Annotated in this window: 11 protein-coding genes; 6 read left to right on the top strand and 5 right to left on the bottom strand. The window is 52.3% G+C overall.

Annotation, left to right across the window (positions count from 1 at the left end; all coding sequences use genetic code 11):
- The first annotated feature begins 108 nt into the window (after positions 1-108).
- The 5 genes from OH773_RS15290 (at position 109) to modC (ending at position 5932) form a co-directional block, all read left to right on the top strand.
- The gene (locus OH773_RS15290) at positions 109-1755 is read left to right on the top strand and encodes a multidrug ABC transporter permease/ATP-binding protein (RefSeq protein WP_270139673.1); all 1647 of its coding nucleotides are present in this window, start codon (positions 109-111) and stop codon (positions 1753-1755) included.
- A gap of 97 nt (positions 1756-1852) precedes the next feature.
- Positions 1853-3280, top strand: a complete 1428-nt coding sequence (gene mgtE, locus OH773_RS15285) for a magnesium transporter (protein ID WP_270139671.1) — start codon at positions 1853-1855, stop codon at positions 3278-3280.
- Positions 3281-3402: 122 nt separating this feature from the next.
- Positions 3403-4182 carry a molybdate ABC transporter substrate-binding protein gene (gene modA, locus OH773_RS15280; RefSeq protein WP_270139669.1) on the top strand — a complete coding sequence of 260 codons (780 nt, stop codon included), beginning with the start codon at positions 3403-3405 and terminating at the stop codon, positions 4180-4182.
- Positions 4182-4874, top strand: coding sequence for a molybdate ABC transporter permease subunit (gene modB / locus OH773_RS15275; protein WP_270139667.1), 693 nt, complete (start codon positions 4182-4184; stop codon positions 4872-4874). Before modA ends, modB begins: the two co-directional genes overlap by 1 nt.
- Positions 4874-5932 carry a molybdenum ABC transporter ATP-binding protein ModC gene (modC, locus tag OH773_RS15270; RefSeq protein WP_183271054.1) on the top strand — a complete coding sequence of 353 codons (1059 nt, stop codon included), beginning with the start codon at positions 4874-4876 and terminating at the stop codon, positions 5930-5932. Before modB ends, modC begins: the two co-directional genes overlap by 1 nt.
- Before the next feature lie 48 nt (positions 5933-5980).
- On the opposite strand, the gene OH773_RS15265 is transcribed toward modC, so the two are convergent.
- A complete protein-coding gene (locus OH773_RS15265; RefSeq protein WP_270139664.1) occupies positions 5981-6799 on the bottom strand; it encodes a pyridoxal phosphatase in 819 nt (272 codons plus the stop codon).
- Positions 6800-6941: 142 nt separating this feature from the next.
- Here OH773_RS15265 and pgl point away from each other — a divergent pair, with 142 nt between their 5' ends.
- On the top strand, positions 6942-7940 hold the full coding sequence (pgl, locus tag OH773_RS15260; RefSeq protein ID WP_270139662.1) for a 6-phosphogluconolactonase: 999 nt from the start codon (positions 6942-6944) through the stop codon (positions 7938-7940).
- A 69-nt stretch (positions 7941-8009) separates the two neighbouring features.
- Here the strand turns inward: pgl and OH773_RS15255 are convergent, their stop codons facing one another.
- The 4 genes from OH773_RS15255 to bioA form a co-directional block, all read right to left on the bottom strand.
- On the bottom strand, positions 8010-9302 hold the full coding sequence (locus OH773_RS15255; protein ID WP_270139660.1) for a putative acyl-CoA thioester hydrolase: 1293 nt from the start codon (positions 9300-9302) through the stop codon (positions 8010-8012).
- A gap of 111 nt (positions 9303-9413) precedes the next feature.
- Entirely contained in the window at positions 9414-9890 is a 477-nt protein-coding gene (locus OH773_RS15250) for a kinase inhibitor (protein ID WP_183271050.1), read from the bottom strand.
- A 15-nt stretch (positions 9891-9905) separates the two neighbouring features.
- Entirely contained in the window at positions 9906-10586 is a 681-nt protein-coding gene (locus OH773_RS15245) for a type 1 glutamine amidotransferase domain-containing protein (protein ID WP_270139657.1), read from the bottom strand.
- Between the two features lie 68 nt (positions 10587-10654).
- Positions 10655-11944 carry an adenosylmethionine--8-amino-7-oxononanoate transaminase gene (gene bioA / locus OH773_RS15240; protein ID WP_270139655.1) on the bottom strand — a complete coding sequence of 430 codons (1290 nt, stop codon included), beginning with the start codon at positions 11942-11944 and terminating at the stop codon, positions 10655-10657.
- Positions 11945-11975: the final 31 nt, after the last annotated feature.

The raw sequence follows: 11975 nt of genomic DNA, 5'->3' as shown, positions 1-11975 counted from the left end.
CAACAAAGAGGCAGCGTGAAGTATGAAGGATAATAATAAGAATTATTCTTGCTGTTGATGGCGAGCCGTTTAAACTGCTCGCTGTTTTCGTTTTACAGGTCTTGAGTGATGGAACTTTTGCGTGTGGTTTACCGGCAGTATCGCTGGCCTTTCTTGATGGTGATGACACTCAGTCTACTCAGCGCGGCGTTGGGTATCGGGTTAATCGCCTTTATCAATCTGCGACTGATTGAAACGCCGGATATTTCTCTATCGGTATTACCCGAATTTCTTGGCCTGTTACTGTTGCTCATGGTGGTGACACTCGGTTCACAGTGGGCGTTGACCACACTCGGCCACCACTTTGTGTACCGTCTGCGTAGTGAGTTTATTAAACGCCTGATGGACACGCATGTTGAGCGAATCGAAAAGCTCGGCAGTGCCGCGCTATTAGCCGGTCTAACCAGCGATGTCCGCAATATTACGATTGCATTTGTGCGCCTACCTGAACTGGTACAAGGCATTATTTTGACCCTGGGTTCAGCGGCCTATCTGGCGTGGCTCTCACCGAAAATGCTCGGCGTGACGGCACTCTGGGTCGCGGTCACCATTTATGGCGGCTATGTGTTGGTGGCACGTGTGTACAAGCACCTTGCGCAACTGCGTGAAATCGAAGACCAGTTGTACAACGATTATCAGACCGTCATCGAAGGCCGCAAGGAGTTAGCGTTAAACCGCGAACGTGCGGAACGTGTTTACGAAGATACTTATATTCCCCATGCCAATGACTACCGTCGCCATATTATTCGCGCTGATACCTATCATTTGAGCGCGGTAAACTGGTCGAATATCATGATGCTCGGTGCTATCGGCCTGGTATTCTGGATGGCCAATAGCCTCGGTTGGTCTGATACCAACGTCGCGGCCACTTTTTCCCTGACGCTGCTGTTCCTGCGTACCCCGATGTTGTCCGCGATTGGCGCTCTGCCCACGTTGCTGACCGCGCAAGTGGCATTCAATAAACTGAATAAATTCCATCTTGCACCATACGAGGCTGAATTCCCGCGCAGTGCTGAACCTACTCGTTGGCAAACGCTTGAGATGCGTGATGTGGTGTTCCAGTATGCCGATAACACCTTCTCCGTTGGGCCGTTAAATCTCAAAATTGAACGCGGTGAATTGCTGTTCCTGATTGGCGGAAATGGCAGCGGTAAATCAACGCTGGCGATGTTGTTGACCGGGCTTTACCAGCCGGTATCCGGCGCAATTTATCTGGATGGCAAAAAGATTGATGCCAGCAATCAGGATGACTATCGCAAACTGTTTTCTGCGGTGTTTACCGACGTTTGGCTGTTTGACCGCCTGCTGGGACCGCAAGGGGCGCAAGCCAATCCAGAATTAGTGTCGAGTTGGCTTGAACGCCTGAAAATGAGCGAAAAACTTGAACTGGAAAACGGCACAATCCTGAATCTGAAACTCTCAAAAGGGCAGCGCAAACGTGTGGCGTTGCTGCTGGCGCTGGCTGAAGAACGCGACATCATTTTGCTTGATGAGTGGGCCGCAGACCAGGATCCACATTTCCGCCGTGAGTTTTATCAGGTGTTGTTACCGGTGATGCAGCAAATGGGCAAAACCATTTTTGCCATCAGCCATGACGATCACTATTTTGTTCATGCCGATCGGTTGCTGGAAATGCGCCAGGGACAACTGAGTGAATTAACGGGACATGAACGTGAACATGCGTCGCGCGATGCCGTCGCCCGAACGGAAAACTAATCTCCATCATGTAAACCAGCCTTAATCGGCTGGTTTTTTGTTTTCTGTGCCACGAAGCGCTATAACTTAGCGGGTCGCAATTAGGGAAAATGGCCAGATGTCTGTCACTCAAAAGTACAGCACTAAGCAGCGTGCCCAAGACCGGGCGCGGATCCTCCAGATTCTATTAACCAATAAAGCGGTTGCCACCGGTATTCTCGGTAAATTCCCGCAGCCCGATACCCATACTCCAGAGCAAGATATCGCCGAAATCGTGGCGCTGGTGGCCAGACTGCCCGCAGGCGATCTGGCCGACGTATTAGAAGCACTCCCCTCCGAAGAACGTCATGCATTGTGGAGCCTGGTCAAAGATGACGAGCGCGGCAAAGTATTGATTGAAGCCTCGGAAACCGTCTGGGACGACTTGATTGAAGGCATGAGCGATAAAGCTCTGCTTAATATTATTCGCCCGCTGGATATCGACGACCAAATCTACCTTGCACAATATCTGCCTCGTGATTTGATGGGGCGCTTGCTGGCAACCCTGCCACAAGAAGAACGCGCTCGCGTCCGGCAAGTGCTGCGCTACGAAAAACACAGTGTCGGCGCGATCATGGATTTCGAAGTGATCACGGTGCGAGCCGATGTCACGCTGGCGGTAGTGCAACGTTTTCTGCGCATCCGCGGTAAAGTGCCGCAAAACACCGATAAAGTTTTTGTCACCACGCGCGATAAAACGCTGCTTGGGGAGCTAGGATTGACCACCATTTTGCTGCATGCGCCGCAAACGTTGGTGCTAAATGTGATGGACGATAACCCCACCTGTTTTGCCCCTGAAGACGACGATGAAGCCGCGGCGCGAACCTTTGAGCGCGACGACTTAATCAGTGCGGCGGTTATCGACAGTAGCGGCAAACTGATTGGCCGCCTGACCATCGATGAAATCGTCGATGTGGTTTATGAAGAAACCGATAACGATTTGCGCCGGATGGGTGGTTTAAGTGCCGAAGAAGACGTGTTTGCACCGGTCAGCAAAGCGGTTAAAGCGCGTTGGGCCTGGCTTGCCATTAATTTGTGCACCGCATTTGTCGCCTCCCGCGTAATTGGCCTGTTTGAACATACGATTTCACAATTGGTGGCTTTAGCTTCGCTAATGCCGATTGTTGCGGGCATCGGCGGTAACACCGGAAACCAAACCATCACCATGATTGTGCGAGCACTGGCGCTGCAACATATTCAGCCAGGGAACTTCTCTTTCCTGGTGCTGCGCGAACTGGGGGTAGCGTTATTTAACGGTATTATCTGGGGAGGCGTGATGGGAGGCGTGACCTGGTTACTCTACGATGACCTCGCTTTGGGCGGCGTTATGACGCTGGCGATGGTGCTCAATTTGCTGGTGGCATCGCTGATGGGCGTGCTGATCCCAATGATTATGATGCGTATGGGGAAAGACCCAGCAGTGGGTTCAAGCGTGCTGATCACCGCCATCACCGACACCGGGGGGTTCTTTATTTTCCTCGGCCTTGCGACCATTTTCTTGCTGTAATCACTGCCGCTTGAACGACCTCGGCGGGTAAACTTTCCGTTCGCCTTGCCGATAAGTTCTGTAAATTCCGTCTTAGCACCGTTATATTATGTCGTACATAACGAAACTCAATGGAGTAACACATGGCTAAGCAGTGGGTACGTCTGGCATTCGGCGCGGCATTAAGCGTCACTCTGGCGGGGCAAGCCTTCGCCGATAACAGCAAAATCACGGTATTTGCTGCAGCATCGTTAACCAATGCGATGCAGGATATTGCGACGCAATATCAGAAAGGCAAAACCGTTGAAATCGCCTCTTCATTTGCTTCATCCTCCACGCTTGCGCGTCAAATCGAAGCGGGTGCCCCGGCCGATTTATTCATATCTGCAGACCAGAAATGGATGGATTACGCGGTAAGCAAAGACGCGATTAAAACTGATTCTCGTGAAACACTGCTCGGCAACAGCCTGGTAGTTGTGGCACCGAAATCCAGTAAAATGGGCGATATTGTGATTAACGCTAAAACTGACTGGGCTTCATTGCTGAAAGGCGGCCGTCTGGCGGTTGGTGACCCTGATCACGTTCCGGCAGGTATTTACGCTAAAGAAGCGCTGCAAAAATTAGGCGCGTGGGATACGCTATCGCCGAAACTTGCTCCGGCAGAAGATGTTCGTGGCGCGTTGGCGCTGGTGGAACGTGATGAAGCACCGCTTGGTATTGTGTATGGCTCTGATGCGGTCGCAAGCAAAGGCGTGAAAGTGGTCGGGACTTTCCCTGAAGATTCTCATAAGAAAGTGGAATACCCGATTGCCATTGTGAAAGGCCACGACACCCCAACCGTGAGCGCCTTTTACACCTATCTGAAAGGACCGGAAGCGGCAGCTATCTTCCAACGTTACGGATTTACGACAATAACAAAATAATGATACTCACTGATCCCGAATGGCAGGCAGTACTGCTGAGCCTGAAAGTCTCAACCCTTGCGGTGCTGTTTAGCCTTCCTTTTGGGATCTTCTTTGCCTGGGTGCTGGTGCGTTGCCGGTTCCCGGGCAAAGCGCTACTCGACAGTATTATCCATCTTCCGTTAGTGCTCCCACCTGTTGTTGTCGGTTACTTATTGCTGATTGCGATGGGGCGGCGGGGCGTGATTGGTGCCTGGATTTACGACGTTTTCGGTATCACGTTCGCCTTTAGTTGGCGCGGCGCGGTGCTTGCGGCGGCGGTGATGTCCTTCCCGTTGATGGTGCGAGCGATTCGTCTGGCACTCGAAAGCGTAGATATGAAACTCGAACAGGCCGCTCGCACGCTCGGCGCGGGACGTTGGCGGGTGTTTTGTACTATTACGTTACCCTTGACGTTACCAGGTATTATTGCCGGAACTGTGCTGGCATTTGCGCGCTCGCTGGGCGAGTTTGGCGCCACCATCACCTTCGTTTCTAATATCCCCGGTGAAACACGCACCATTCCTTCTGCGATGTACACACTGATTCAAACCCCTGGTGGCGAAAATGCGGCGGCACGTTTGTGCGTGATTTCAATTGTGCTGGCGCTGGCGTCATTGCTGGTTGCGGAATGGCTTGCACGACAGAGCCGTAAGCGGATAGGGGCAGTCTGATGCTGGAGCTCAATTTCGTTCAGACGCTAGGCGAGCATCGTCTTGAGATAAATGAAACCTTACCGGGCCAGGGAATTACCGCTATTTTTGGCGTTTCAGGCGCGGGTAAAACCTCGTTGATCAACGCGATCAGTGGTCTGACTCATCCACAGCAAGGCCGCATTGTCCTTAATGGCCGCGTGCTGAGTGATGCAGAAAATAAGCGTTTTTTGACACCGGAAAAACGTCGCATTGGTTATGTATTCCAGGATGCGCGCCTGTTCCCACATTACCGTGTGCGTGGAAACCTGAAATATGGCATGCCGAGAAGTGCCGCCGGGCAGTTCGATAAACTGGTGGCATTACTGGGGATTGAACCGCTTCTGGACCGATTCCCGTGGAGTTTGTCCGGCGGCGAAAAACAGCGTGTGGCGATTGGTCGTGCGTTGTTAACCTCGCCTGAATTGCTACTGCTCGATGAACCACTGGCCTCGTTGGATATCCCCCGTAAACGCGAACTGTTGCCTTATCTGCAACGCCTGGCGCGGGAAATAAATATTCCGATGCTGTATGTCAGCCACTCGCTGGAAGAGATCCTGCATTTGGCGGATAAAGTCCTGGTGCTTGATGCTGGCGCAGTAAAAGCCTTTGGTCATCTTGAAGAGGTGTGGGGCAGCAGCGTGATGCACCCTTGGTTGCCCAAAGAGCAGCAAAGTAGCGTGTTAAAAGTGACTGTGCTGGAACACCATCCGCATTACGCGATGACCGCTCTGGCGCTTGGCGACCAGCATCTGTGGGTCAATAAACTGGATAAACCGTTACAGTCCGCGTTACGCATTCGCATTCAGGCATCGGATGTTTCGTTGGTTCTCCAGCCACCGGTCAATAGCAGTATTCGTAACGTGTTGCGGGCGAAAGTTGCCCAATGTTACGACGATGAAGGGCAGGTGGAAGTCCAGTTGGAGGTGGGTTCAAGGACGTTGTGGGCGCGGATTAGTCCGTGGGCAAGGGACGAGCTAATGATAAAACCAGGTCAGTGGCTGTATGCGCAAATCAAAAGTGTGTCGATAACTGCCTGATTTTTTAGGGTGGATAAGCGCAATCGCCATCCACCCCTCATCATCTTATTACAGCAAATGCTTATAAATCGTCTCAGCAATGCCGGTTTCCAGGTTGGTTCCAATCACCAAATCGGCACGCGCTTTAATTGCCTCATCGGCATTCCCCATCGCGACACCCAACCCTGCGCTTTCGAGCATACTCAAGTCGTTAAAGTTATCGCCAAAGGCAATGACCTGGCTCATTGATAAGCCCTGAGACTCAACCCATTGCGCTAATCGATTGCCTTTGCTGTTGCCGCGTTGTGCTACATCGACCTGATCATGCCATGACCATTCGCACGACAAGCCAAGCTCATGTTCCACAACTTCAGCGAAGCTCTGCAATTTCACGGTATCTTCATCAGTCAGTGCAAATTTCCAGATTGCGTCCACTTCATGTGCGGCCTCACGCAGAGAATTCACATGGCGGAACACCGGGCGCTGCGCTTCCGGTAAGGATTTAGCCCAGTTTTCGGTACGTAAAACGTGCCCGGTTGCCTCTTGGTACAGCATGGCATCATCGACATACATCAGCCCATGAACGTTGTGGGTATCAAGCAAGTCAATCAACTGATTGGCTTGCTGAGGTTGCAATGGATCAGATGAAAGAACCTTTTTTGCATGATAATCATACAAATAGGTCCCATTACAGCAAATTGCAGGTGTATCCAGGTTCAGTGCCTGATAAAAAGGATGGATGGCAACATGATGACGGCCTGTCACAATGACAACTTTCACACCAGCGTCACGTGCGCGCTGTAATGCTGTCAGTGATTCAGGAAGAATAGTTTTTTGCGGCGTGAGTAGCGTGCCGTCGAGATCAAGGGCGATTACGCGAAAAGTCATTTAGGGTTCCAGTCAAATTCAGAATCATAAGGCCTGTGCCGATGTTACACCGCTTGCAGCGTTGTTCAAAATCCCAACACGAAGCAGCAATTGGCACTACCCTTGTGACTATTACTCAAGACGTTGGGAGGAGAGAGATTCCATGAAACAAACAGTCTATACCGCTAGCCCGGAAAGCCAGCAAATCCACGTTTGGCAACTTAACTCCAGCGGCGAGTTAACTCTGGTGCAGGTGGTGGATGTTGCAGGCCAGGTTCAGCCGATGGTTATCAGCCCCGACAAACGTTACCTGTACGTGGGTGTGCGCCCTGAATTTCGCGTCATTGCTTACCGCATTGCACCGGACGACGGCATGCTCACCGAAGCGGGTGTAACGGCGATCCCTGGCAGCCCAACGCACATTTCGACCGACCATAAAGGCCGCTTCCTGTTTAGCGCATCTTACAATGCGGGCAGCGTCAGTGTGGTGAGCTTGAGCAACGATGGTTTACCAGGTGAAGTGGTTGAAGTGGTGGAAGGTTTAGAAGGTTGCCACTCTGCCAATATTTCCCCGGACAATCGCACCTTGTGGGTTCCGGCGTTGAAACAAGATCGCATCTGCCAGTTCACGCTGTCTGACGACGGTCATCTGGTCGCACAAACTCCGGCGGAAGTGACTACCGTTGAAGGAGCTGGCCCACGCCATATGGTGTTCCACCCGAATCAACAATACGGTTACTGCGTTAACGAATTGAACGGTTCTGTAGACGTGTGGGAACTGAAAAATGCCTACGGCAAAATTGAATGCGTGCAAACGCTGGATATGATGCCTCCTGGTTTCTCTGACACCCGTTGGGCCGCAGATATTCACATCACACCTGATGGTCGCCACCTGTATACCTGCGACCGTACCGCCAGCATCATCACGGTATTCAGCGTCTCTGAAGATGGCAGCGTCCTGGCTGTAGAGGGCTATCAGCCGACCGAAACCCAGCCACGCGGCTTTAACGTTGATCACTCAGGTAAATATTTGATTGCCGCAGGCCAAAAGTCTCACCATATCGCGGTGTATCAAATCACCGGTGAGCAAGGTTTACTGGAAGAGAAAGGCCGTTATGCCGTTGGGCAGGGGCCTATGTGGGTTGTCGTTAACGCCTATTAATTGATTGAAAAAAAGCATAAAAAAACCTCGCCGTGGCGAGGTTTTTTGTTTTAAGCAAAGCGCTAATGTTTACTCAGCAACGACCTGACTACCCACGCCACGGTTGTTGAATTCCCACATGCGGTTAGCGTTAGCATCGTTCAAATCGCGCTGGATGGCGTCTTTCTCGCCCTTCGTTCCGGTGTTGCCGGTGAACGGACGTTTAGAACTGGCGGCATCGCCCCATGGTTTCGCGCTATTGAAACCTTCGTTAATCACGCTATCACGGATAACCACCTGGCCGTTTGACGTCTGGCCTGCGGTATAACCGTTTTCAGTCGCTTCAACATCCCAGGCGCGACCCAACTGCGCGTCACCCGCGGCCGTAAAGCGGCTGTTAATCGCAAGGAAACCGTAATAAATATTTGGCAGCGTAGCCGGAGCGAACACGGTGCCTTCTTTGGTACGGCTGTTAACCAGACGGAAATCGGTATTCTCAAACACCACCGCACCGCGGCCTGCAACCACATCCACATCACCCTCAATGTAGCTGTTGGTGACGAATGTGCGCGGCTGGCGGTCAATCAACAGGCGGTTTTGAACATCGCTGTTGGTCACAAAGAAGGTGTTCTGACGGCCTAACAGGTGAACATTGTTCAGCTGAACTTTGTCGCCATCGGTACGCAAAGCAACGGCCTGATGATTACCGGCATCAACGCTGTCACCCAGTGTGTTAGCGATAGTCAGGTTTTGCAGCTGCAAGCCATTGTTCTGTGACCACACAGCGGCAGAGCACATGATACCTACGGTTGCGCTACGCTTGCTCTGGCAGCTATCAAACATGTACCACGCAGGTTTACCCGGCATATATTTGCCTGCTGGGTTAACCGCGCGACGCCAGGTGTTTACGTCGATTTCAGAGTCCAGCGGCATGGTGATTTTTACATCGCTGGCATTGTCGGTCGTGCCATACAGCGTCACGCTGCCAGAGCCTGCCGGAATATAAACAGTGCCGACATATTCGCCTGGCTGAATCGCGATGTACTGACGGGTATTGCTGTGTTTCATAATGGCGGCATCAACGGCGGCCTGAATAGAGGTGTGCGTCACACCTGCTCCACCCGCTGCACCCACGACAAAATCAGGCTGCTGAGGAATGCGAATAGACGACGGTGCCCATGGCGCTTCATCTTTATTCTTTGATGAGAAGTAGCGCGCCTGAACAAAGTTCTGAGCTTCATCGGAAGATAAAATCGGACGAGATTGAGTGCCTGGCGCCGCTTGTGTGGAAGGGCGTTCGTCTGGCGGTGTAGAGCTACAGGCCGAGAGCGCCACAGCAAATGCGAGCACGGCTGCCCGGCGAGAAACAGAGAATGTGTTCAAGGGTTGCTCCTTGCAGTGCAAGTTTAAAAGGGGATCTTAAAGCCTGCTTTTTTATACTAAGTTGAGCGAAACGGGAAGCCGATTATGCAAATCGGCTTCGTAAAGATAGGATTAATTGAACATAGCGGTAATAGAGGCGCTGCCTAACGCGTGGAAATGGACGTTAAAACCAACCATTGCGCCAGAAGCGGTGTCGCCGACATCCAACGTTTCAACGTCCAGGGCGTAAACGGTGAAAATGTAGCGGTGTGATTCCCCTTTTGGTGGTGCCGCGCCGCCGTAACCGGGTTTGCCAAAATCGGTCCAGGTTTCTCTTGCTGGTTCAGGTAATTGAGCAAGCCCTGAGCCAGCACCTTGCGGCAAAACACGGGTGTCGGCGGGAAGATTGATCACCACCCAATGCCACCAGCCCGAACCCGTTGGTGCGTCAGGATCGTAACTGGTCACGACAAAACTTTTCGTTCCCGCCGGGACATCGTCCCAGGCTAAATGCGGGGAAATATTATCGCCATCGTATCCCATGCCATTGAATACCTGGCGCCAGGGAAGTTTATCCCCTTCTTTGAAATCCTGACTTATCAGTTTCATAACCGCTCCTGAAGGTTAGAGATTCAGTAACTTCAACAATTCTTCGGCGGCAATGGTCGACGACGCTGGGTTTTGACCGGTCACCAGATGCCCGTCAACGACTGCATATTCGGCCCAATCATCAGTGCGCTCAAACAACCCACCGGCTTTTTTCAGTTCATCTTCCACCAAAAATGGCACGATTGCCGTCAGGCCAACGCCATCTTCTTCACTGTTGGTAAAACCCGTCACCCGTTTACCTTTAACCAGCGGTGAGCCATCCGGTTTTTTCACATTGCGCAAAACCCCTGGCGCATGACATACCGCGGCAACGGGCTTCCCTGCGGCCCAAAATTGCTCAATCAATGTTATCGAGTGTTTATCTTCTGCCAAATCCCACAACGGCCCATGGCCGCCGGGATAAAACACCGCATCAAAATCTTCAGCGCGGACGCTGTCGAGTTTTACGGTATTGGCTAATAGTTGTTGTGCGTCGGAATCATGACGGAAACGACGGGTGTCATCAGTTTGCGCATCTGGCGCATCGCTTTTGGGATCAAGCGGCGGCTGCCCGCCTTTTGGTGAGGCGAGGGTGATTTTCAGACCTGCATCGTGAAAGACATAATAGGGTGCGGCAAACTCCTCAAGCCAAAAGCCTGTGGGTTTGCCGGTATTGCCCAGTTGATTGTGCGAGGTTAAAACCATGAGGATCTTCATCTGATTCTCCCTTTAGGGCGTGAAACGATCCTCGAAGTGTAGTGCATGCGCGAGCGGCTTGCTGGTACTCAGCTTTTGAAAAATGCCGGGTTTTCCACCGCATCCGCCACGGCTTTAATCAGTTTTGCCAACTGCTCATGTGTGATGACGTAAGGCGGCATCAGGTAAATCAGGCGCCCGAAAGGACGAATCCACACGCCCTGTTCGACAAAGAACGCCTGAAGTGCCGCCATGTCCACCGGATGATGCGTTTCCACAACACCAATCGCGCCCAGCACGCGGACATCCGCCACTTGTGCGCAATCCTGCAACGGTTTCAGCCCCGCCAGTAACTGCTCTTCCAGCGCATTCACTTGCTGCTGCCACTCGCCTGATTCAAGTATCGCAAGGCTTTCGCTCGCCACCGCGCAGGCTAACGGATTGCCCATAAACGTCGGGCCATGCATAAAGCATCCGGCTTCACCATTGCTGATGGTGTCTGCCACCAGGCGCGTGGTCAATGTGGCGGAGAGTGTCATGGTGCCGCCGGTCAGCGCTTTGCCAAGGCATAAAATATCCGGTGAAATGCCTGCATGTTCGCAAGCAAACAGCTTGCCAGTGCGACCAAAGCCGGTGGCTATCTCATCGGCAATCAGCAAAATCCCTTCGCGGTCGCACATACGACGAATGCGCTTGAGCCATTCAGGATGATAAAAACGCATTCCGCCGGCACCCTGAACGATCGGCTCAAGGATAACGGCCGCGATTTCATGACGATGTGCGGCCATTAAACGTGCGAAAGGCACAATGTCCATCTCATCCCACTCGTCGTCAAAGCGGCAGTTTGGCGCAGGCGCAAACAGATGCTCAGGAAGATATCCCTGCCACAAGCTGTGCATCGAATTATCGGGATCGCAAACCGACATCGCGCCAAAGGTATCTCCATGATAACCATGGCGGAAGGTGAGAAAACGCTGGCGGGGCTCGTCTTTGGCATGCCAGTACTGCAGTGCCATTTTCATTGCCACTTCAACGGCAACAGAGCCGGAGTCGGCAAGGAAAACGCATTCAAGATTTTCCGGCGTCATGGCGACCAGTTTGCGGCACAGCGCAACGGCGGGCGGGTGTGTGATACCGCCAAACATCACATGCGACATCTGCTCAATCTGCTCTTTCATCGCTTGATTCAGGCGCGGGTGATTGTAGCCATGGATCGCCGCCCACCAGGATGACATCCCATCAACAAGGGCTTTACCATCAGCAAGTTGCAGTTCGCAGCCCGTTGCCGCCACCACCGGATAAACCGGTAACGGTCGGGTCATGGAAGTGTACGGGTGCCAGATATGTTGTTGGTCGAACGCTAAATCAGCAGGGGTCATAGGGTGACTTGTAAACCATTTAAAAAAGATT

The sequence above is a fragment of the Buttiauxella sp. WJP83 genome (genome assembly GCF_027594725.1).
Taxonomy (GTDB): Bacteria; Pseudomonadota; Gammaproteobacteria; order Enterobacterales; family Enterobacteriaceae; genus Buttiauxella; species Buttiauxella selenatireducens.
The sequence above is the reverse complement of the archived record's forward strand: the minus strand, read 5'-3'. Positions and strand labels throughout refer to the sequence as shown.

Bases quoted from the DNA above. Each gene is read 5' to 3' on its own strand.
- mgtE (WP_270139671.1), top strand. From the start codon at position 1,853: ATGTCTGTCACTCAAAAGTACAGCACTAAGCAGCGTGCCCAAGACCGG.
- OH773_RS15245 (WP_270139657.1), bottom strand. From the start codon at position 10,586: ATGAAGATCCTCATGGTTTTAACCTCGCACAATCAACTGGGCAATACC.
- modB (WP_270139667.1), top strand. From the start codon at position 4,182: ATGATACTCACTGATCCCGAATGGCAGGCAGTACTGCTGAGCCTGAAA.
- bioA (WP_270139655.1), bottom strand. From the start codon at position 11,944: ATGACCCCTGCTGATTTAGCGTTCGACCAACAACATATCTGGCACCCG.
- OH773_RS15290 (WP_270139673.1), top strand. From the start codon at position 109: ATGGAACTTTTGCGTGTGGTTTACCGGCAGTATCGCTGGCCTTTCTTG.
- OH773_RS15265 (WP_270139664.1), bottom strand. From the start codon at position 6,799: ATGACTTTTCGCGTAATCGCCCTTGATCTCGACGGCACGCTACTCACG.
- OH773_RS15250 (WP_183271050.1), bottom strand. From the start codon at position 9,890: ATGAAACTGATAAGTCAGGATTTCAAAGAAGGGGATAAACTTCCCTGG.
- modA (WP_270139669.1), top strand. From the start codon at position 3,403: ATGGCTAAGCAGTGGGTACGTCTGGCATTCGGCGCGGCATTAAGCGTC.
- modC (WP_183271054.1), top strand. From the start codon at position 4,874: ATGCTGGAGCTCAATTTCGTTCAGACGCTAGGCGAGCATCGTCTTGAG.
- pgl (WP_270139662.1), top strand. From the start codon at position 6,942: ATGAAACAAACAGTCTATACCGCTAGCCCGGAAAGCCAGCAAATCCAC.